This window comes from Curtobacterium sp. ZW137, from assembly GCF_003762905.1.
Taxonomy (GTDB): Bacteria; Actinomycetota; Actinomycetes; order Actinomycetales; family Microbacteriaceae; genus Curtobacterium.
On record NZ_RJKS01000001.1, the window covers coordinates 699,136 to 718,839 of the forward strand.

22 protein-coding genes are annotated in these 19,704 nt (G+C 70.7%); 10 read left to right on the top strand and 12 right to left on the bottom strand.

Translation table 11 applies throughout. The features are described 5' to 3' along the window. Positions 1 to 2 precede the first annotated feature (2 nt). Positions 3 to 1,235 (bottom strand): D-alanyl-D-alanine carboxypeptidase family protein, encoded by a 1,233-nt coding sequence (locus tag EDF55_RS03305; RefSeq protein ID WP_185017075.1) that lies wholly within the window; start codon positions 1,233 to 1,235, stop codon positions 3 to 5. A gap of 138 nt (positions 1,236 to 1,373) precedes the next feature. Continuing rightward, positions 1,374 to 2,198 carry an RNA methyltransferase gene (locus EDF55_RS03310; protein ID WP_123653483.1) on the bottom strand — a complete coding sequence of 275 codons (825 nt, stop codon included), beginning with the start codon at positions 2,196 to 2,198 and terminating at the stop codon, positions 1,374 to 1,376. Between the two features lie 59 nt (positions 2,199 to 2,257). Here EDF55_RS03310 and EDF55_RS03315 point away from each other — a divergent pair, with 59 nt between their 5' ends. Together EDF55_RS03315 and EDF55_RS03320 are read left to right on the top strand one after the other, a co-directional pair. Continuing rightward, positions 2,258 to 3,109, top strand: a complete 852-nt coding sequence (locus EDF55_RS03315) for a Sir2 family NAD-dependent protein deacetylase (protein ID WP_123653484.1) — start codon at positions 2,258 to 2,260, stop codon at positions 3,107 to 3,109. Positions 3,110 to 3,179: 70 nt separating this feature from the next. Next, complete coding sequence (locus tag EDF55_RS03320; RefSeq protein WP_123653485.1) at positions 3,180 to 3,818, top strand: histidine phosphatase family protein; 639 nt, start codon at positions 3,180 to 3,182, stop codon at positions 3,816 to 3,818. Here the strand turns inward: EDF55_RS03320 and EDF55_RS03325 are convergent. Further along, entirely contained in the window at positions 3,815 to 4,033 is a 219-nt protein-coding gene (locus EDF55_RS03325) for a hypothetical protein (RefSeq protein WP_123653486.1), read from the bottom strand. The two genes, EDF55_RS03320 and EDF55_RS03325, sit on opposite strands and share 4 nt — an antisense overlap. A 154-nt stretch (positions 4,034 to 4,187) precedes the next feature. On the opposite strand from EDF55_RS03325, the gene EDF55_RS03330 reads away from it, so the two are divergent. Next, a complete protein-coding gene (locus tag EDF55_RS03330) occupies positions 4,188 to 4,940 on the top strand; it encodes a hypothetical protein (protein ID WP_123653487.1) in 753 nt (250 codons plus the stop codon). Positions 4,941 to 4,971: 31 nt separating this feature from the next. On the opposite strand, the gene EDF55_RS03335 is transcribed toward EDF55_RS03330, so the two are convergent. Both EDF55_RS03335 and EDF55_RS03340 read right to left on the bottom strand, forming a co-directional pair. Continuing rightward, complete coding sequence (locus tag EDF55_RS03335) at positions 4,972 to 6,048, bottom strand: glycosyltransferase family 1 protein (protein WP_123653855.1); 1,077 nt, start codon at positions 6,046 to 6,048, stop codon at positions 4,972 to 4,974. A gap of 5 nt (positions 6,049 to 6,053) precedes the next feature. Beyond that, positions 6,054 to 7,016 (bottom strand): alpha/beta fold hydrolase, encoded by a 963-nt coding sequence (locus tag EDF55_RS03340; RefSeq protein WP_123653488.1) that lies wholly within the window; start codon positions 7,014 to 7,016, stop codon positions 6,054 to 6,056. Positions 7,017 to 7,111: 95 nt separating this feature from the next. On the opposite strand from EDF55_RS03340, the gene treS reads away from it, so the two are divergent. Beyond that, positions 7,112 to 8,824 (top strand): maltose alpha-D-glucosyltransferase, encoded by a 1,713-nt coding sequence (gene treS / locus EDF55_RS03345; RefSeq protein WP_123653489.1) that lies wholly within the window; start codon positions 7,112 to 7,114, stop codon positions 8,822 to 8,824. 50 nt (positions 8,825 to 8,874) lie between these two features. Next, complete coding sequence (locus tag EDF55_RS03350) at positions 8,875 to 9,621, top strand: 3'-5' exonuclease (protein WP_123653490.1); 747 nt, start codon at positions 8,875 to 8,877, stop codon at positions 9,619 to 9,621. 220 nt (positions 9,622 to 9,841) lie between these two features. Here EDF55_RS03350 and EDF55_RS03355 read toward each other — a convergent pair whose 3' ends face one another. From EDF55_RS03355 to glgA, 5 genes are all read right to left on the bottom strand, one after another. Beyond that, a complete protein-coding gene (locus EDF55_RS03355) occupies positions 9,842 to 10,090 on the bottom strand; it encodes a type B 50S ribosomal protein L31 (RefSeq protein WP_123653491.1) in 249 nt (82 codons plus the stop codon). Between the two features lie 114 nt (positions 10,091 to 10,204). After that, positions 10,205 to 10,987 carry an ABC transporter ATP-binding protein gene (locus tag EDF55_RS03360; RefSeq protein ID WP_123653492.1) on the bottom strand — a complete coding sequence of 261 codons (783 nt, stop codon included), beginning with the start codon at positions 10,985 to 10,987 and terminating at the stop codon, positions 10,205 to 10,207. A 50-nt stretch (positions 10,988 to 11,037) separates the two neighbouring features. Further along, positions 11,038 to 11,526 (bottom strand): SRPBCC domain-containing protein, encoded by a 489-nt coding sequence (locus tag EDF55_RS03365; protein WP_123653493.1) that lies wholly within the window; start codon positions 11,524 to 11,526, stop codon positions 11,038 to 11,040. 32 nt (positions 11,527 to 11,558) lie between these two features. After that, positions 11,559 to 11,924 (bottom strand): helix-turn-helix transcriptional regulator, encoded by a 366-nt coding sequence (locus EDF55_RS03370; protein ID WP_123653494.1) that lies wholly within the window; start codon positions 11,922 to 11,924, stop codon positions 11,559 to 11,561. A 111-nt stretch (positions 11,925 to 12,035) separates the two neighbouring features. Continuing rightward, the gene (glgA, locus tag EDF55_RS03375) at positions 12,036 to 13,232 is read right to left on the bottom strand and encodes a glycogen synthase (RefSeq protein WP_123653495.1); all 1,197 of its coding nucleotides are present in this window, start codon (positions 13,230 to 13,232) and stop codon (positions 12,036 to 12,038) included. A 47-nt stretch (positions 13,233 to 13,279) separates the two neighbouring features. Between glgA and EDF55_RS03380 the strand changes: the two genes are divergently transcribed. Continuing rightward, positions 13,280 to 14,521 carry a glucose-1-phosphate adenylyltransferase gene (locus tag EDF55_RS03380; RefSeq protein ID WP_123653496.1) on the top strand — a complete coding sequence of 414 codons (1,242 nt, stop codon included), beginning with the start codon at positions 13,280 to 13,282 and terminating at the stop codon, positions 14,519 to 14,521. A gap of 117 nt (positions 14,522 to 14,638) precedes the next feature. After that, positions 14,639 to 15,277 (top strand): phosphoserine phosphatase SerB, encoded by a 639-nt coding sequence (gene serB, locus EDF55_RS03385; RefSeq protein ID WP_123653497.1) that lies wholly within the window; start codon positions 14,639 to 14,641, stop codon positions 15,275 to 15,277. A 68-nt stretch (positions 15,278 to 15,345) separates the two neighbouring features. On the opposite strand, the gene fabG is transcribed toward serB, so the two are convergent. Then, positions 15,346 to 16,059: a 3-oxoacyl-ACP reductase FabG gene (gene fabG / locus EDF55_RS03390; protein WP_123653498.1), complete on the bottom strand. Its 714-nt coding sequence runs from the start codon at positions 16,057 to 16,059 to the stop codon at positions 15,346 to 15,348. A 175-nt stretch (positions 16,060 to 16,234) separates the two neighbouring features. On the opposite strand from fabG, the gene EDF55_RS03395 reads away from it, so the two are divergent. From EDF55_RS03395 to EDF55_RS03405, 3 genes are read left to right on the top strand one after another with little or no spacing between them, the layout of a single operon-like run. Next, positions 16,235 to 16,663 carry a DUF3099 domain-containing protein gene (locus EDF55_RS03395; RefSeq protein WP_123653499.1) on the top strand — a complete coding sequence of 143 codons (429 nt, stop codon included), beginning with the start codon at positions 16,235 to 16,237 and terminating at the stop codon, positions 16,661 to 16,663. After that, the gene (locus EDF55_RS03400; RefSeq protein ID WP_395868124.1) at positions 16,663 to 16,971 is read left to right on the top strand and encodes a hypothetical protein; all 309 of its coding nucleotides are present in this window, start codon (positions 16,663 to 16,665) and stop codon (positions 16,969 to 16,971) included. Before EDF55_RS03395 ends, EDF55_RS03400 begins: the two co-directional genes overlap by 1 nt. Further along, complete coding sequence (locus tag EDF55_RS03405) at positions 16,968 to 17,951, top strand: SURF1 family protein (protein ID WP_123653500.1); 984 nt, start codon at positions 16,968 to 16,970, stop codon at positions 17,949 to 17,951. Before EDF55_RS03400 ends, EDF55_RS03405 begins: the two co-directional genes overlap by 4 nt. Before the next feature lie 96 nt (positions 17,952 to 18,047). On the opposite strand, the gene EDF55_RS03410 is transcribed toward EDF55_RS03405, so the two are convergent. Beyond that, positions 18,048 to 19,646, bottom strand: a complete 1,599-nt coding sequence (locus tag EDF55_RS03410) for an ABC-F family ATP-binding cassette domain-containing protein (protein ID WP_123653501.1) — start codon at positions 19,644 to 19,646, stop codon at positions 18,048 to 18,050. Between the last annotated feature and the right edge of the window lie 58 nt (positions 19,647 to 19,704).

Consider the following 19,704-nt stretch of genomic DNA (forward strand, 5'->3'; position numbering starts at 1 on the left):
GACTACGCCCCTTCGAACGGGTTCGTCCAGCGCCACCAGATGCCCGGGTCCGGGATCTCCTGCTCGAGCACCAGTGGCACGGTGACCGCCTCGTGGTCGGTGATCGAGAAGCGCACCCGGCCGACGCGCTCCCCCTTGGTGCCGGTGGTGACCGAGTCGAGCTTCGTCGTCGCCTTCACCGTGGTCTTCCCCCAGACCAGGACCTCCGACGCGGCCTTCGTCACCGCGTCGGTCTCGTCCTTCCACGGGGTCGAGTACGTGCCGAACGACTGGCCGGCGTGCGTCAGGGTCACCACGTGGAAGTTGTCCGCGACCGAGTGCAGGAGCCGCTGGACGTCGTCGTCGAGGGTGTCGTGGTCGACCCCGCCGAGCATCGCGCCGATCACGGTGACGGTCTTGCCGCCCCGCTCGTACGTGGCGGCGAACAGCAGGCACGCGCCCGCTTCGTCCAGGGTGCCGGTCTTGATCCCCTCGACCCCGTCCATGCCGAGGAGCTTGTTCGAGTTCTCGATGTCCCCGACCCCGGGGACGGTGACCGCCTTCGTGCCCACGACCTCCTTCACCACCGGGTTCGCCAGCGCGAGCTGCCCGAGGTCGACGAGGTCGGTCGCGGTGGACTTGTTCGCCGCGTTCAGGCCGGTCGGTTCCTGGATCGAGGTGTCGTCCAGACCGTGGTCGTGCAGCCAGGATGCCGCAGCGGTCTTGTACGCGTCGAGCGACCCGAACGCCCAGATCGCCAGGGAACCGGCGTAGTTGTTCGCGGACTTCATCAGCATGACCTGCAGCGTCTGGTACTCCGACAGGCGCAGCCCGGACGGCATCGGGGCGACCTCGCCGTCCACCGCCAGGTACTTCGCGTACAGCCCTTCCATCTCCGACGTGAAGTCGATCGTCGGACCCGCCTGCCCCTGCGCCAGCGGCTTCGCATCGAGCACCACGAGCGCGGTGACGACCTTCGAGATGCTCGCGATCGACCGCGGCTTCGTGTCACCGCTCGTCCGGAGGCTCTCCGGGAAGTCCGGTGCCTCCACCGCGGTGGCGCCGTACGTCGGGAACGTCAGCGACGGCAGCGTCGCGGTCGGGGCGGCGTACGACGTGGTCGTGGCGCTCGCCGGCGAGAACGGCACGACGGCCGCCGCGACGAGGTACGCGATCGCCAGGATCAGGACGGCGACGACCGAGATCGTCACGGGCCTCCGGACAGCGGAGCGGGGGCGGCGGACGACACGTGACACGGGAATCGAGCGTACCGGGGGGCGGTACCGGCCGTCTGGGGAACCGCCGGGGTGTGGAGAAGCCGGACCGAGCCTCCCGTCCGGGGGTTCCGGACCATCGACGAGACCGCGGCCGCTACCGGCTGCGTACTCCTGTGCTTACTGCGTCCGCTTCGCCTGCTGGGCGGCGGCGACCGCCCACAGGCCGACGGCGCTCGCCGCGGCCACGTTGAGGGAGTCGACCCCGTGGTGCATCGGGATCCGCACCGTCGTGTCCGCCGACGCGATCGCGGCCGGCGTGAGGCCCTGCCCCTCGGTGCCCATCACGAGCGCGACCCTCTCCGGGACGTCCGCGGCGAACACGTCGAGGTCGACCGAGCGGTCCGTCAACGCCATCGCGGCGAGGTGGAAGCCCTGCGCGCGGAGTTCCTCCCCCGCCTCCGGCCAGTCACCGATGCGGGTCCACGGGACCTGGAGCACCGTCCCCATGCTCACCCGCACGCTCCGGCGGTAGAGCGGGTCGGCGCATCGCGGGCTGACCAGCACGGCGTCCGCACCGAGCCCGGCGACGCTCCGGAACACCGCGCCGACGTTGGTGTGGTCGACGATGTCCTCCAGGACGACGACCAGCCGGGCGTCCCGCACGACGTCGGCGACGCTCGGCAGCTCCGGGCGCTGCATCGACGCGATCGCGCCACGGTGCATCCGGAAGCCGGTGAGCTCCTCGAGCAGGGCGTCGGGGCCGACGAACACCGGACCGTCGTGGTCGGCGACGAGCGGCAGGACGTCCTCGAGCCACTTCTCCTGCACCAGGACGCTGCGGGGAACGTGCCCGGCACGGATCGCCCGCTCGATGACCGTGTTCGACTCGGCGATGTACAGCCCGCCCTCGGGTTCCGAGACCCGGCGGAGCGCGACGTCGGTGAGACGCTGGAAGTCGTCGAGGCGGGGGTCGTCGAGGGTGTCGATGCGGACGGGGTGCACTGGTCTCGTTCCGTGGGAAGTGGCGGGGGCGGTCGGCTGTTGAGGGTACCGTGAACGTGATGGCGACGAGCGACGCGACCGACGGGACACCCGCTGTGATCGACGGCCTGGACGAGGTCGTCGACCTCCTCGCGGGCAAGCGCGTCGCCGTGCTCTCCGGAGCGGGGCTCAGCACCGACTCCGGGATCCCGGACTACCGCGGCGAGGGCCGTCGGGTCCGGAAGCCGATGACCTTCCAGGAGTTCCGCGCCGACCCCGCGAAGCGGCAGCGCTACTGGGCCGGCTCGCACCTCGGGTGGCGCACCTTCGCCGCGGCCCGGCCGAACGCCGGACACCAGGCGCTCGCCGCGCTCGAAGCAGCCGGCGTGGTCTCCGGCGTCATCACGCAGAACGTCGACGGACTCCACCTCCGCGCGGGCTCCCGCCGCGTCGTCGAGATCCACGGATCGATGGACCGCGCGCTCTGCCTGACGTGCGGACAGGTGTTCGCCCGCGCCGACCTCGCCAGGACCATCGACGGGCTGAACCCGTGGATCGACGAGCCCGGATCCGTCCTGCTGCAGCCCGACGGGGACGTCGAGATCACCGAGGTCGACCGGTTCGTCGTGCCGGACTGCTCCGTGTGCGGCGGGATGCTCAAGCCGGACGTGGTGTTCTTCGGCGAGTTCGTGCCCACCGAGAAGTTCAGCGAGTCGGTGTCGATCGTCGCGGACGCGGACGCGCTCCTCGTCGTCGGGTCCTCGTTGACGGTGAACTCCGGCGTGCGGCTCGTCGACCACGCCGCCCGTCGCAAGCACCCCGTCGTCATCGTGAACCGCGGCGACACGCGGAGTGATCGTCGGGCGGCCGTGAAGGTGGACGCGGGGACGACGGAGACGTTGGTCGCGCTCGCGGCGCGGCTCGCGCTGTAATCCGGGCTGCGGCGCGCTCTGCGGCTCGCGCTGCCACTCGCGCTGCGGCTCGCTCTGCCATGATCGAACGGTGACGACCCTCCTCTACCTCGTCCGGCACGGTGAGACCGACTGGAACAAGCAGCGCCGCATCCAGGGCTCGACCGACATCCCCCTCAACGACACCGGGCGGTCCCAGGCCACCGAGACCGCCGGCCTGCTCGCGCGCCGGTCGTTCGACGCCGTCGTGGCATCGCCCCTCGTTCGCGCGTACGAGACCGGGTCGATCATCGCCACGCGGCTCGGGCTCCCGGCGCCGACCACCTACCCGGGCCTCGCCGAGCGGTCCTACGGCGAGGCAGAGGGCCTCACCGACGACGAGGTCCTGGCGAACTACCCGCACGACGACATCCCGGGGCGGGAGTCCCGCGCGGCGCTGCTCGACCGCGTCACGGAGACCCTGGGCGAGATCGCCGTGCGGTACGACGGCGGTGTGATCGTCGTCGCGACCCACGGCGCCGTGATCCGGAGCGTCGTCAACGCCGCAGCCCCCGGCACCGCCGACCGGCACCACACCCCGATCCGGAACGGGTCCGTGCACTCGTTCCGCTGGGACCCGGAGCGCTTCCACGCGGAGCTGGTGCGCTTCGACGACCCGATCGAGGACGTCTCCGAGGCCCCGGGCAAGTACGCCTTCGACTACCAGAACCCCCTCGAGCGCCGGAGCTAGGGGCCGCCGAAGAACCCGCCGAGACCGGTCGCCCCGTCGGGCCGTGCGGCCTTCGCCTGCGCCGTCCGGATCCCCTGCGCGCCGTCGTCGCCCGTGCGCGGCGCCAGCGGGTCGTCGAGCCCCTCGAGCGCCTTCGCCCGCCGGGCTCCGGTGACGGCGAACACGACGCACATCGCAACGAGTCCAGCGAACACGATCAGCAGCGTGGCGAACACGACGGCCCCTCTCCGTTCCTGCCACCGTACCGAGCGTCAGCCAGAGCGGTGCACTCCGTTGCGCGATCGTTGCCCACGGGGCCGCCCATCCAATCGCTCCCCGGACTACGATCCTGTTCACCCAACGGCCCGGACCCGCGCGTGAGGGGGCGACATGACGATGGACGGACCCGGCACGGGCGGCCGCCACCGCGACTGGCCGCCGCGGGACGACGACGACCTCGATCGCGCGTTCGGACCGGACACGGCGTCGGTGCCGGTCCGGACGACGCCGCAGCGCGTGCGCTCGTGGTCGCTGCTCCTCGGCGGGGTCGTCGTGGTCGCCGTGGTCCTCGTCGTCGCGCTCTCGATGATCATCGGCAGCGTGCAGACCGGCGTCGGCGGGATCTTCCCCCGCCCGGACGCCACCCTCGCGAAGTTCACCTCCGAGGCGCGGACCATCGCCGGTGTCGCTGGCACGTCCACCGCCGAGCCGACGAAGACGTCGTTCGCGAGCTACGACGTCACGGCGACCGTCACCGCGACCCCGGGCCTCGTCGACACCGCCCGCGAGGACCTCGTCGACCGCTTGAGTGCCGCCGCCGCGGACACGAGCGGGAACGGCGTGCACGTCTGGGCCGTCGCGGACTTCGGTGACGTCGAGGTCGGGATCTCACCGTCGGACGAACGCACCGAGCAGCGGCTGGCCCTCGCGTGGACGGTCCGGGCGATCCCCGGCGTGCAGGAGGTGCACTGCCTCTGGACGACGGCCGGCGAGAGCCGCTCCGACGAACCGGACGCCCAGGCCGTCACGGTCGAGACGGCCCCGACCGGGGTCGATCAGCACACGGCACAGACGCGCGTCGCCGAAGCCGTGCACAGGGTGTTCCCGGACGCGACGGTCGAGGTCGCCCCCGCGAAGTCCTGACGCTCACGTCGCCGCGAACCCCGGCGACGCGTCAGCCCCGCCGCCCCCGCGCCGCCACCGCACGCTCGACCGCCTGCACGACCTGCTCCGCAGACTCGTCCCACCGGAACCGCCCCGCACGCACGACGGACTCCGTCGACGCAGCGTCCCACCGCGCCTCGAGCCGTCGCACCGCAGCGGCCACCGCGGACGGCGATCCGGGGTCGAAGTACTCCGCCACGTCCGCGCCGATCTCGCGGAAGATCGGGATGTCGCTGACGGCGACGGGCGTGCCGACCCCCATCGCCTCGACGAGCGGGATCCCGAACCCCTCGTCGTACGACGCCGTCACGAGTGCCGTCGCGGAGCGCAGCGCGTCCAGGTACTCCTCGTCCGATGCCCCGTCGTGGAACACCACGGCGCCCGGTCCGGCCAGCGCCGACAGCCGTGCACGATCGGCCTCGGACACCCGCGACATGCAGTGCAGTGTCCAGTCGGCGCCGAGCAGCGGCAGCGCGGCCACCAGCGTCTCGACGTTCTTGTACGGCATGAACGAGCCCATGTACACGAGCGTGCGGGTGCGGCCGTCAGCAGGCGACCGCACGGACGCCGGGTCGGCAGCGTTGTACGCCACGGTCACCGGGCGCTTCGTCAGCCGGTGTGCGGCGATCAGCCCGGCGGTCGTCGCGGACACCGTCACGACCCCGTCCGCACCGTTCAGCAGCATCCGCTGCGGCCACCACGCCAGGTGGAACGCACGCCACCCGAGCCGCAACGGCCACGAGAACTCCCGTGGCGGTGTCCGGTTCCGGTAGTAGATCAGGTCGTGCAGCGTCAGCACGAGCGCGTACGACCGCCCACGCGAGCCCATCGTCTGCATCGGCGAGAACACGGCGTCGAGTCCGAGCCGGTTCACGTGCCGCGCGACGAGCGGCTCCCCCGCGTCGGTGGGCGCCGGGATCCGCTCCCACGGGATGCCGTCCGGCAGCGACTCGAGCTGCCGCTCGTCGTTGACGAGCAGCACGAAGTCGTGCCGGTCCGGCAGGTTCGCCACGATGCCGGCGGTGAACCGGCTGATCCCGTCGTGCCGTCCGATCCGCACGTAGCGGCAGTCGATCCCGATCCGCAGGCGGCTCACGACGTGCGCTCCCCGCCTCGGTCCGGCCGGGAGGCTCGGCTCGCCCTGGCACCGCGCGCCGGCTTGGGCACGGGGTCGGCCATCCGGCGCAGGGTCGCCTCCGCGGCGGCGGCGGGGGTCTCGTAGTGCACCAGGTGCCCGACGTCCGGGATGACGACGAGCTCCGCGTTCCGCAGGCGGTCGGCGAGTGCGCGCTGTTCCGGGACGGCCGTGATGTCGTCACGCTCTGCGGCGATCATGAGCACGGGCACGTCGATGCGGTCGGCGTACTCGGACACGTCGTGCGTGACCGACGTCCGGAAGGCCTCGAGCACGCTCGTGCGGTTCGCGAACGCCGAGAAGTACCGGTCGTGCTGCTCGTGCACCCATCGGCGCATCTCCGGGTCCCGCGACTTGAGCATCGCGATGCTCATCACCCGCACGATCGCGCGGTTGCGGAGGAGCCCGAGCCCGACCGGCCGGGGCAGCGCGGCGCCCGCGCGGTAGTACGCGATGGCGATGCCCGTGCCGACCGCGCGCGGGCCCTGGAGCGCTGGGGCGGCGATCGGGTTCACCAGGACGAGCAGCCGGGTGTCGAGGCCGGCTGCGACCGCTGCCGACACCACGATCGAGCCGAACGAGTGCCCGAGGACCACCGCCGTGCGGTCGAGGCCGACCGCCGCGTGGAACGCACGGAGCCACGCCACGTAGGAGTCGACGTCGGAGACCGCGAGCGGGTCGGAGATGCCGAAGCCGGGCAGGTCGGGGACGATCACCCGGACACCGACCAGGTGCGCCGCGATCGACTCGAGGCCGTGGTGGTCACCGCGGAACCCGTGCACGGCGAGGACCGTCTGCGCGGCGTCGGCGGGGCCGTACTCCCAGTAGTGCGTGGTGCGGCCGTCGACCTCCACGGCTCGGTGCGCGACGGGCGTCGACGCCATCAACGACGAGTACGGGGAGAGGACCGGCGGTTGCATCCGCGCCAGTCTATGGAACGCACTCGGGAGCAGCCGCCTATCGTGTCCGGAGCGGGCCTCCAGCCACGGGTCCGTCGATGACGACGAGGAGCACGGTGACCTTCACAGCCCCGATCCAGCTGCCCGGACTGACGCTCGACCCTCTCTGGTACAAGCGATCCGTCTTCTACGAGTGCATGATCCGGTCGTTCGTCGACTCGAACGGGGACGGCACCGGCGACCTCCAGGGGCTGATCAGTCGCCTCGACTACCTGCAGTGGCTCGGCGTCGACGCACTGTGGCTGCCGCCGTTCTTCAAGTCCCCGCTGCGCGACGGCGGCTACGACATCGCCGACTACAAGGCGATCCTGCCGGAGTTCGGCACGCTCGAGGAGTTCCGCGAGCTCGTCACGAAGTCGCACGAGCGGAACATGCGCATCGTGATCGACATGGTGATCAACCACACCAGCGACCAGCACGAGTGGTTCCAGCAGTCCCGCGAGGACCCGGACGGCCCCTACGGCGACTTCTACGTCTGGCGTGACACCGACGAGCACTACGAGAACATCCGCATCATCTTCGTCGACACCGAGGAGTCGAACTGGACGTTCGACCCGGTTCGTCGGCAGTTCTTCTTCCACCGGTTCTTCTCGCACCAGCCGGACCTCAACTTCGAGAACCCGGCCGTCGTCGAGGCGGTGTACGACGTCGTCCGGCACTGGCTCGACCTCGGTGTCGACGGCCTCCGGCTCGACGCGATCCCGTACCTCTTCGAGTCAGAGGAGGGCAACGGTGAGGGTGAGCCCGAGACGCACGAGTTCATCAAGAAGCTCCGCGCGATGGTCGACGAGGAGTACCCCGGGCGTGTCCTGATCGCCGAGGCGAACCAGTGGCCCCGGGAGACCGCCGCGTTCTTCGGCACCGACGAGGAGCCCGAGTGCCACATGGCGTTCGACTTCCCGGTGATGCCCCGCATCTTCTACTCGCTCCGCGCCCAGCACGCCAAGGAGCTCTCCGCGATCCTCTCCGAGACGCTCGACGTCCCGGAGAGCGCCGCGTGGGGCGTGTTCCTCCGCAACCACGACGAGCTGACGCTCGAGATGGTGAGCGAGGAGTACCGCCAGGCGATGTACGGCTGGTACGGCTACGACCCGCGGATGCGGTCGAACATCGGCATCCGGCGCCGCCTCGCTCCCCTGCTCGACAACTCTCGTGCCGAGCTCGAGCTGATCCACGCGCTGCTGTTCTCGCTGCCCGGGTCGCCGTTCCTGTACTACGGCGACGAGATCGGGATGGGCGACAACATCTGGCTCCCGGACCGCGACGCGTCGCGCACGCCGATGCAGTGGACCCCGGACCGGAACGCCGGCTTCTCCACCGCCGACCCGGGCAAGCTGTTCCTGCCGGTCGTCCAGTCACTCGTGTACAACTACGCGCAGGTCAACGTCGAGGCGCAGCTCGCCCAGTCCCGTTCCCTGCTGCACTGGGTCCGCAACGTGATCCACGTGCGGAAGGCACACCCGGTCTTCGGGATGGGGTCGATCGCGGTGCAGCAGACCGACAACGAGAGCGTCCTGGCGTTCGTCCGCTCGTGGGAGGGCACCGGCACCCAGTTCGGTCCCTCCGCCGAGGACGTCCTCTGCGTGTTCTCGTTCGCGGTCAACGCCACCACGGCGACGATCTCCGCGCCGGAGTTCGCGGGCCGTCCGCTGTACGACCTGTTCGGCGGCAGCTCGTTCCCGTCCTTCGACGAGGAGGGCAACGTCACGCTGACGCTCGGGACGCAGTCGTTCTACTGGCTGCACGTCGGCGCCGCACCGAACGCGTGACGTCCCGCGCGGCGACGGGGTGTGTCGGTGCGTCCGGTTAGCCTGACACCGTGACGTTCACGACAGCACAGCTCGACACGCCGACGCCGGCGCAGGACCTCTCGACCCGGCCCTGGTGGCACGCACTCGGGGTCTTCGACCTCGAGACCACCGGCATCGACGTCGAGACGGCACGGATCGTCACCGCGCACGTCGGCCTGATCGACATGACGGGTCGCAGCATCGTCGAGGGCTCGTGGCTCGCCGACCCCGGTGTGCCGATCCCGGAACAGGCCTCGGCGGTGCACGGCATCAGCACCGAGCGCGCCCAGGCCGAGGGGCGTCCCGCCGGAGAAGTCGTGGCGGAGATCGTCGCCGCGATCGAGGCGGTGTTCGCCCGCGGGATCCCGCTCGTCATCTACAACGCCCCGTACGACCTCACGCTGCTCGACCGGGAAGCCAAGCGGCACGGCATCGCGTCCCCGGTGATCGGCAACGTCGTCGACCCGCTGGTCATCGACAAGGCGCTCGACACCTACCGCAAGGGCAAGCGCACGCTCGAAGCGGCGGCAGAGGTCTACGGCGTCACGCTCTCGGACGCCCACGACGCCGGCGCCGACGCCATCGCTGCCGGCCGTGTGGCGCAGGCCATCGCGGTGAAGTACCCGGACGACCTCACCGTCTCCGCGGAAGAGCTGCACCGCAAGCAGGTCGGCTGGTGCGCAGACCAGGCGGTCTCGTTCCAGGAGTACATGCGCAAGAAGCGCGACCCCTCCTTCACCGCCGACGGCCGCTGGCCCCACCGCACCGCCGACTGAGGCGTCCCCGCATCCGCGGTGTCGAACGGCGCCGCGCAACGGAACCCGGCTCGAACCACGAACGTCCGTGGTTCGACCCGGGTTTGCTTGTGCGACGCCGATCCGCACCGCGGCACGCGCGCGAGCGACCGCGCGAGCGCGCGAGCACGCGCGCGAGCGACCGCGGAACGCGAACGGGCGGCCCTCCCGAAGGAGGACCGCCCGTGGAGCGCGAGGCTGCTTACTTGCTGAAGCCCTTGAAGCGCTGGTTGAACTTCTCGACGCGACCGGCCGAGTCGAGGATGCGCTGCTTGCCCGTGTAGAACGGGTGCGACGCGGACGAGATCTCGACGTCGATCACCGGGTAGGTGGCACCGTCGAGCTCGATGGTCTTGTCGCTGTTCGCGGTCGAACGCGTCAGGAACGTCTCACCGGAAGCCAGGTCGCGGAAGACGATGGCGCGGTACTCGGGGTGGATGGCGGTCTTCATGGAGATTCCTCGGGGGTGGTTGCGGTGTTGAGAGAAGGGGCGGATGCCCCGGAAGTCATTGGCTCACGCCAGCCGTCCACGTTACCAGATGGCAGGCACGATGTGGGGCAGGACTCAGGCTGCGCGCGCCGTGAAGCGCCCGGAGTCCTTCGTCACGGTGAGGTCGATACCGAACGCCTCGGTCAGCGTGGCGTCCGTGAGGACCTCGTCGATGGGGCCGGCGGCCTGGATGTGCCCGTCCGCCAGGATCAGGGCGTGCGTGAAGCCCTCGGGGATCTCCTCGACGTGGTGCGTCACGATGACGATCGCCGGCGAGTCGGAGCTCTTCGCGTAGCCGCCGAGCGTCCGCACGAGGCTCTCGCGCGCGCCGAGGTCGAGCGACGCGGCGGGCTCGTCGAGGAACAGGATCTCGGGGTCGGTCATCACCGCTCGGGCGATCTGCACGCGCTTCTGCTCGCCGTCGCTGAGCTCCCCGAAGGTCCGGTCGGTGAAGGCGCCGAGGCCCCACTCGTCGAGGACCCGCTGGGCGCGGCGCACGTCGAGCTCGTCGTACTCCTCGTTCCAGCGACCCGTGACCGAGTACGCGGCGGTGAGGACGACGTCGATGACCTTCTCGGTCACCGGGATCCGGCGGGCGAGAGCGGTCGACGCGAACCCGATGCGGGGCCGCAGTTCGAACAGGTCGGCGCCGCCGAGCTCGGTCCCGAGCACCTCGACCTCTCCCGAGGTCGGGAAGGACTGCGCACCTGCGACCTGCAGCAGCGTGGTCTTGCCGGCACCGTTCGCACCGAGCACGACCCACCGCTCGTCGTCCTGCACCTCCCACGAGATCCCGTCGAGGATGGTGGCCCCGTTCCGGACCACGGACACGTCTGACAAGCGCACAACCGAGGGCATGCCCCAACCCTACGCGAGCGGACGTGCCGAAACGGGGCACACGCCGAGGGTCACTCCGCGAGCAGTCCCTCGATCTGTCCGAGCGCCAGCAGCATGCCCTCGCGCATCCCCATCTCGAGGAGCTGTTCGAGCTGCTCCGCCGTCGCGAAGTGCGCCGTGTTCGTCATCCTGGTGCGCCCGCCGAGGTCCTCGAGGGTCATCACCATCGTGGTGATCGGCATCGAGGTGTCCGGCTCCCCCGACTCGTCGGCGAACCCGTCCTCGATCGTCAGGGAGCGCGGCGGGTCGACCGCGGTGACGACCCAGTAGCCCGGCGCCTTCGACCCGTCTGGCCCGGTCATGAAGTAGTCGCTCCGGGCTCCCGGTTCGAGCGAGTGCCGCACGAACGTCGCCGGCCAGGTCGGCGGGCCCCACCAGCGCTCGAGCTGCCGAGGGTCCTCCCACACCTGCCAGACGCGTTCGACGGGCGCGTCGAACTCGGCGGTGAAGGTCATGGTGAGTGCGTCGACGTCGTGCGACGCATCGATGGTGGTGCTCATGTGCCGGTCCCCTCGGGGTCGGGTGTGCTCCCTCAGGGAGCGGTGGAGGGTCGACCGGCGGGGTCCTCGTCGCTGAGGAGCTCCGTGATCCGCTCGGCCCGGTGCCGCCACAGGTCCTCGTAGGACCGCAGCAGACGATCGGCACGCTGCACGCCACCGATCTCGCTCGTGACGATCTGCTCCCGCCCACGCCGTTCCTTGCGGACCAGCTCGGCACGCTCGAGCACCGCGACGTGCTTCTGCACGGCCGCGAAGCTCATCGCGTACCCGGCGGCGAGCGAGGACACCGACTGCTCGCGCACGATGACGCGCCGGACGATGTCCCGGCGCGTCGCGTCCGCGAGGGCCGCGAACACGCGGTCCACCGCCTCGGCGTCCATCTCATCACGTACAACCATCGAGTTGTACGTTACGCCGCGCAGGTTCCGTGCGCAACGGCCGGGAGGCCCGGGTGACGTCCGTTGCGGACGTCACCCGGGCCTCCCGTCGGTGCCAGGGCCGTGGTGCGCTCAGCGCGCGGCCAACACCTCGTCGTAGACAGCGCGCGTGCGCGTCGCGATCGCGGCCCACGTGAACTCGGTCTCCACGCGGAGCCGGCCGGCGCGACCCATCAGCTTGGCGAGACCGATGTCGGAAAGCACCTCGTTGAGGGTCGCCGCGAGGTCCGCGACGTACTTGTCGGGGTCGGTCGGCGTGCCGGTGCCGTCGGTGGCCTGGTCGATCGGGACGATCCGACCGGTCAGGCCGTCGGCGACGACCTCGGGGATGCCGCCCGTGCCGGTGCCGACGACGGGGATGCCGCAGGCCATCGCCTCGAGGTTCACGATGCCGAGCGGCTCGTAGATCGACGGGCAGACGAAGACGGTGCCCGAGGAGAGCACGTGCACGATCTCCTGGTGCGCGAGCATCCGGTCGATCCAGACGACGCCGTCGCGCTCCTTCCGGAGGTCCTCGACGAGGCCGGTGACCTCCGCCATGATCTCCGGGGTGTCCGGCGCGCCGGCACACAGGACGATCTGGACCTCGGGCGGGAGCGCCGCGACCGCGCGGAGCAGGTACGGCAGGCCCTTCTGGCGGGTGATGCGGCCGACGAAGACGACGCTCGGGCGCTCCGGGTCGATCCCGAGTGCGCGCACCGCGTCCTCGTTCACGTCGGGCTTCCACTCGTCGACGTCGATGCCGTTGTAGACGACCCGCACCTTCGCCGGGTCGATGGACGGGTACGAGCGGAGGATGTCGGCGCGCATGGCCTTGGACACCGCGATGACGGCGTCGGCCTGCTCGAAGGACTCCCGCTCGAGCCAGCTGGAGAGCCGGTACCCGCCGCCGAGCTGCTCGGCCTTCCACGGGCGGAGCGGCTCGAGGGAGTGCGCCGTGACGACGTGCGGGATGCCCTGCGTCAGCTGCGCGAGACGACCGGCACCGTTGGCATACCAGGTGTGCGAGTGGACGAGGTCGGCACCCTCGGTGTCCGCCGCGATCTGCACGTCGGTGCCGAGCGCCTGGAGCGCGCCGTTGGCGTTCTCGAGCCCCTCGGGGGTGCGGTAGGCCCACACGCCCTCTTCGTCGCGGAACCCACCGAAGGCACGGACGCGCACCTCCGTGTCGGTCCCCGAGCGCAAGGCCGCGGTCAGTTCGGCCACGTGGACGCCAGCACCGCCGTAGACCTCCGGCGGATACTCCCTGGTCAGTAGATCGACTCGCACGCGTTCAACGTAACCGGTTCCCAGTCCGCACGCCTACTGTGAACCACATGCCATCGAAGAAGATATTCGGCATCGTCCTCGCGGGGGGCGAAGGAAAGCGCCTCATGCCGCTGACCGCCGATCGTGCCAAGCCAGCCGTCCCGTTCGGTGGCAACTTCCGCCTCATCGACTTCGCGTTGTCGAACCTGGTCAACTCCGGGCTCAACCGCATCGTCGTGCTGACCCAGTACAAGTCGCACAGCCTCGACCGCCACGTCGCGGAGACCTGGCGCATGGAGGGGCTGCTCGGCTCCTACGTGGCGTCCGTCCCGGCACAGCAGCGGCTCGGCAAGCGCTGGTTCGCCGGCTCGGCCGACGCGATCCTGCAGTCGCTCAACCTGCTCCGCGACGAGCGCCCGGACATCGTCGTCGTCGTCGGCGCCGACCACGTCTACCGGATGGACTTCTCCCAGATGGTCGAGGCGCACATCGCCTCCGGTCGCAGCGCCACCGTCGCGGCGATCCGGCAGCCGATCGGGCTCGCCGACCAGTTCGGTGTCATCCAGGTCGCCGCCGACGACCCGACCAAGATCGACGCGTTCCTCGAGAAGCCGACGGACGCCATCGGGCTGGCCGACTCCCCCGGCGAGATCCTCGCGTCGATGGGCAACTACGTCTTCGACGCCGATGCCCTGGTCGACGCGGTGCTCCGCGACGGGCAGGTCGAGACGTCGAACCACGACATGGGCGGCGACATCGTCCCCGACTTCGTGAACCGCGGCGACGCGGGCGTCTACGACCTCAAGGGCAACGAGGTCCCCGGGTCGAACGACCGCGACAAGTACTACTGGCGCGACGTGGGGACGATCGACTCGTTCTACGACGCCCACATGGACCTGATCGCCCCGGTGCCGGTGTTCAACCTCTACAACACCGACTGGCCGATCTTCAACCAGCAGACGAACCTGCCGCCGGCGAAGTTCGTCCGGGATGCGAACGGGAACACCGGCTCCACCGTGGACTCGATCATCGCGCTCGGCTGCCTGCTCTCCGGGGCCACCGTCGAACGCAGTGTCATCGGGCCGTGGTGCGGGATCGACTCCGGGTCGAAGGTCCTCGACTCGATCGTGTTCGAGCGGGCGTCGATCGGTGCCGGCTCCGTCGTGAACCGGGCGATCCTCGACAAGGACGTGGTGATCGCGCCGGGTGCCCAGGTCGGCATCGACCGCGAAGCCGACGAGGCCCGCGGGTTCACCGTCACCGAGTCCGGGATCACCGTCGTCGGCAAGGGCGTGCGCGTCGAGGCCTGACGGCGCCCGACGCCCGACCGCCCCGACGCTCGACGCTCGACGCTCGACGCTCGACGCACGACGCACGACGCTCGACGCCCGACGTCACAGGAGGCGCGGCACCGTTACCGTTGTGACGTGCCGCGCTTCCTCGTCGTCCTCGATGCCGACTCCACCCTGCTCGAGGACGAGGTCATCGAGCTCCTCGCCGACGCCGCCGGGACCCGACCACAGGTGCAGGCGGTCACGGAGCGCGCCATGCGCGGCGAGATCGACTTCGCCGAGAGCCTCCGGGAGCGTGTCGCGACCCTTGCGGGCCTCCAGGCCGACGTCTTCGCGCGTGCACGGGAGTCGGTCCGTGTGACGCGGGGCGCGGCGGAACTGGTCCGCGGCGTGCACGCGGCCGGTGGCACCGTCGGGGTCGTGTCCGGCGGGTTCCACGAGGTGCTCGACCCGTTCGCGGCGTCGCTCGGGCTGGACCACTGCCAGGCGAACCGGCTCGAGGTCGCCGACGGCGTGCTGACCGGGCGGGTGCTCGGCGACGTCGTGGACGCGCACGCGAAGGCCGCGGCGCTCCGGGCGTGGGCATCCACGGACGGCGTGCCGCTCACGCGGACGGTCGCGATCGGCGACGGGGCGAACGACCTGGAGATGATGCGGGTCGCCGCGCTGTCGGTGGCGTTCGACGCGAAGCCGCGCGTGCGGGAGTCCGCCGACGTCGTCGTGGTGGACCGGGACCTGTCCCCGGTGCTCGCGGCGCTCGGCCTGCGCGGCTGACGCGCGCCGCGGCCGCGCTCGCACAGGAGACCGGCGGCCCCGGCAGGCCGGCGGCGGCGCGCTGGCGTCTAGTGGCCCATCCCGAGGCCGCCGTCGACGGGGATGACCGCGCCGGAGACGTACCCGGCTCCGTCGCTCGCCAGGAACAGCGTGGCGTCCGCGACGTCGTCCACGGTGCCGTAGCGCCCGGCCGGGATCTGCTTCTTGAACTCGGCCTGCAGTTCCTCCGGGAGCGCGGCCGTCATGTCGGTCTGGATGAACCCGGGCGCGACGACGTTCGCCGTGATGCCGCGGGACCCGAGCTCGCGCGTGATCGACCGCGCCATGCCGACGAGTGCCGCCTTGGACGAGGCGTAGTTGACCTGGCCGACCTGGCCGTAGGCGCCGACGACGCTCGACATCAGCACGATGCGGCCGAACTTCGCGCGCATCATGCCCTTGGTCGCCCGCTTGACCACGCGGAAGGTCCCCGTGAGGTTCGTGTCGATGACGCTCGTGAAGTCCTCCTCGCTCATGCGGAGGAGCAACCCGTCGTTCGTGATGCCGGCGTTCGCGACGAGGACCTCGATCGGGCCGAGCTCGGCCTCCACCCGGGTGAACGCCGCGTCGACCGAGGCCGAGTCCGTGATGTCCGCCTGCACCGTGAGCGCACCATCGGGTCCGCCGTCGCCGCTCCGTGAGGTGACGGCGACACGGTGCCCGGCCTCGATGAAGCGCGTCGCCAGCGCGTGGCCGATGCCGCGGTTGCCGCCGGTGATGAGGACGGTACGGGGGGTGGTCATGGTGGCTCCGTTCGGTGGGTGCTCGCGGGCGCGCGGGAGGGACCGCAGCCCCGACACGCCCGCACGAGCCTACCGGTGCGGACGCGGACCGGATGATGCGGCCAAGTGTCGGTGGGCGGGCTTAGGCTTGGGACAGGGAAGACGGAGATCGAAACGCATGAAGACGACGCGACACATGACGCGACGCACGACGCAGGCCATCACGGCCCTTCCGGAGACACCGCAGATCGACCGGAAGCACCGTCTGTCGCGGTACATCTGGCAGATGGCGGTGCGCGTGATCCTCTTCGTCGGGGCCGTCCTCGTCTACACGGTCTGGCACAGCCCCTGGCTCGCCCTCATCCCGATCGTCCTCGCTGGCATCATCCCGTGGATCGCGGTCGTCATCGCGAACGCCGGCAGCCACACCGAGTCCGACTACGTCGCACCGGCCGGGGCCGTGGTGCGCGCGGCCGACTACGACCCGCGACTCCGCGAACAGCAGGAAGACGCCCGCGCGCAGGCCTACCGCGACGAGCAGGAGCGTCTCCGTCAGGGCGCGCAGCACGCGCAGGAAGAATGGCAGCGCAACGGCGACCGCTCCCGCGTCTGGGGGCACCGCTGATGGGCGCCACCTTCGACCTCGTCACCGAGCCGGGCTCGACGCCCGTCTGCTCCCGTGCCGGGTGTTCCACTTCGGCCAGCTGGCGCGTCAACTGGCGGAACCCCCGCATCCACGCGATCGACCGCGTGAAGATCTGGGCCGCCTGCGACGAGCACCGCGACTTCCTCGCCGGGTACCTCCGCTCCCGGACGTTCCCGGTCCGCGTGACCGGCATCGACGAGGACGTCGACCACCTCGACGACGCCAAGCAGCACGACGACACACCGAAGAACGACGTCGGTGAGCGGCGCGCGGCGAACGAGCGATGAGCGAGTTCGACCCACGCTCCCGCTACGGCCGACGCCACGCGGAACGGCTCCGACGCGCCGCTGACGAAGCCCGTCGTGCGGTGCCGGTCGACCAGCTCCCCGAACGCGCCCCGGACGATCCGTTCGTCGGGTGGGGCTTCGTCCGCAGCCGCCGCTGGCTCGGGTACTTCGCGATCGCCGTCGCGTTCGCGATCGTCTGCGCGCTGTTCGGCATGTGGCAGTGGGACCGCCGGAACGAAGCCGTGCGGGAGAACCTCCAGGTCTCGCAGAACTACGACCACACCACGGTCGCCATCGACCAGGCGCTCCCCCGTGCCTCGAGCTGGAACGACGACCAGACCTGGCTCCGCGTCAGCGTCACCGGCCGGTACGACACCGACGACCAGCTCCTCGTCCGGAACCGCGTCCACAACGGGCAGCCCGGCTTCGAAGTCCTGACGCCCCTCGTCACCGCCGACGGCCGCGCCTTCGTCGTCGACCGCGGCTGGGTGCCGACCGGCAACCGGCAGGACGCACCGGACAGCATCCCCGCGCCGCCCTCCGGCCAGGTCACGGTCATCGCCCGGCTGCAGCAGACCGAACCGCGGATCCCCGGCCGCACCGACCCCGCACACACCGACCAGGTGCAGTCGGTCACGCTCAGCGACGTCGCGAAGAAGGTCGACCCCCCGATCTGGACCGGCGCCTACGGACAGCTCGCGTCCGAGAGCCCGGCCCCGACCCAAGCTCGGCCGCTCGGCTGGGACCGCCCGAGCGCGGACACCGGGCTGCACCTGAGCTACTTCATCCAGTGGTTCATGTTCGCCGCAGGAGGCTTCGGGTTCCTGACGTACCTGATGGTGCAGGAGTACCGGAACCTCAACCAGGACGATCCGGAAGAACGCGAGCGCGCCCTCGAGCGGCAGCGCCGGAAGGACGCCCGCCCGAAGACGGACGCCGACATCGAGGACGAGCTCCTCGAGTCCACACGTCGGCGCTGACGTCCCGCCAGCGCGTCTCCGGTGCCCGCAACGGCCTGGAGGCTCGTGGCGGTGCCGCCACGAGCCTCCAGGCCGATCCGGGGTCGCCCCCGGCGACTAGGCGAGCTCGATGAGCTCGGCGTAGTCCTTGTTCCAGTGGTCCTCGGTGCCGTCCGGCAGCAGCAGCACACGCTCGGGGTTGAGCGCCTCGACCGCTCCGGTGTCGTGGGAGACGAGGACGACGGCCCCCTCGAAGCCGGCCAGCGCGTTGAGGATCTCCTCGCGCGACGCCGGGTCCAGGTTGTTCGTGGGCTCGTCGAGCAGCAGCACGTTCGCACCGGAGACCACGATCATCGCGAGCGAGAGCCGGGTCTTCTCACCGCCGGAGAGCACGCCGGCCTTCTTGTAGCCGTCGTCGCCCGTGAACAGGAACGACCCGAGGACACGACGGGCCTCGGTCTCGTTGAGGTCGGTCGAGGCCGAGACCATGTTCTCGATCACCGTGCGGTTCACGTCGATGTTCTCGTGCTCCTGCGCGTAGTACCCGATGCGCAGGCCGTGACCCGGGAGGATCTCGCCGGTGTCCGGCTTGTCCGCACCCGCGAGGATGCGGAGCAGCGTCGTCTTGCCGGCACCGTTGAACCCGAGGATGACCACGCGGGAACCACGGTCGATCGCCAGGTCGACGCCCGCGAAGATCTCGAGCGACCCGTAGGACTTCGACAGCCCCTCGGCCATGAGGGGCGTGCGGCCGCACGGCGCCGGCGTCGGGAACCGGATCTTCGCGACCCGGTCGGCGACGCGCTCGTCCTCGAGGCCCGCGAGCAGCTTGTCCGCCCGCGCGACCATCTGGTGCGCCGCAGCCGCCTTCGACGCCTTCGCGCCGAACCGAGCGGCCTGGTCCTTCAGCGTGGCGGCCTTCTTCTCGGCGCCCGCACGCTCCTTGCGGCGGCGCTCCTCGTCGGCGACGCGCTGCCGCTGGTACAGCTTCCAGCCCATGTTGTAGACGTCGATGGTCTGGCGGTTGGCGTCCAGGTAGAACACCCGGTTGACGACCTCGTCGACGAGCTCGACGTCGTGGGAGATCACGATGACGCCGCCGGGGTAGGTCTTCAGGTGCTCGCGGAGCCACACGACGCTGTCGGCGTCGAGGTGGTTCGTCGGCTCGTCGAGGATCATCGTCTCGGCGTCCGAGAACAGGATCCGCGCGAGCTCGATGCGACGACGCTGACCACCGGAGAGCGTCTTCAGCTGCTGGTCGAGGATCCGGTCCGGCAGCTTGAGGTTCGACGCGATCGACGCGGCCTCTGCCTCGGCCGCGTAGCCGCCGAGGGCGTTGAACTGGTCGTCGAGACGGGAGTACCGGCGCATCGCCTTGTCGGCGACGGTGGGGTCCTCACTCGCCATGTCGAGCGTGGCCTGCCGGATGCCCTCCACGAGCTCGCCCAGGCCGCGGGCGTCGAGGATGCGCTTGCGGGCGGTGTCCTCCGGGTTGCCGGAACGCGGGTCCTGCGGCAGGTAGCCGATCTCCCCGGTGCGCTCGATCTTGCCGTCGGTCGGCGGCTGCTCCCCCGCGAGGGCCTTGGTCATGGTGGTCTTCCCCGCGCCGTTCCGGCCGACGAGACCGATCTTGTCGCCCTTCTCCACTCGGAAGGACACGTTCTCCATCAGGAGGCGAGCCCCGACGCGGATCTCGAGGTCGTGCACGGCAAGCACAGTGGAAGTCCAATCAGTTGGTGGTTTTGCACAACGACGTGTGCAGGAGGTACACCGC

Coding starts and splice junctions, on each gene's coding strand:
- EDF55_RS03315 (WP_123653484.1), top strand. CDS start 2,258: ATGGCGACGAGCGACGCGACCGACGGGACACCCGCTGTGATCGACGGC.
- EDF55_RS03330 (WP_123653487.1), top strand. CDS start 4,188: ATGACGATGGACGGACCCGGCACGGGCGGCCGCCACCGCGACTGGCCG.
- EDF55_RS03340 (WP_123653488.1), bottom strand. CDS start 7,016: ATGCAACCGCCGGTCCTCTCCCCGTACTCGTCGTTGATGGCGTCGACG.
- EDF55_RS03355 (WP_123653491.1), bottom strand. CDS start 10,090: ATGAAGACCGCCATCCACCCCGAGTACCGCGCCATCGTCTTCCGCGAC.
- EDF55_RS03360 (WP_123653492.1), bottom strand. CDS start 10,987: ATGCCCTCGGTTGTGCGCTTGTCAGACGTGTCCGTGGTCCGGAACGGG.
- EDF55_RS03365 (WP_123653493.1), bottom strand. CDS start 11,526: ATGAGCACCACCATCGATGCGTCGCACGACGTCGACGCACTCACCATG.
- EDF55_RS03370 (WP_123653494.1), bottom strand. CDS start 11,924: ATGGTTGTACGTGATGAGATGGACGCCGAGGCGGTGGACCGCGTGTTC.
- EDF55_RS03380 (WP_123653496.1), top strand. CDS start 13,280: ATGCCATCGAAGAAGATATTCGGCATCGTCCTCGCGGGGGGCGAAGGA.
- fabG (WP_123653498.1), bottom strand. CDS start 16,059: ATGACCACCCCCCGTACCGTCCTCATCACCGGCGGCAACCGCGGCATC.
- EDF55_RS03395 (WP_123653499.1), top strand. CDS start 16,235: ATGACGCGACGCACGACGCAGGCCATCACGGCCCTTCCGGAGACACCG.
- EDF55_RS03400 (WP_395868124.1), top strand. CDS start 16,663: ATGGGCGCCACCTTCGACCTCGTCACCGAGCCGGGCTCGACGCCCGTC.
- EDF55_RS03405 (WP_123653500.1), top strand. CDS start 16,968: ATGAGCGAGTTCGACCCACGCTCCCGCTACGGCCGACGCCACGCGGAA.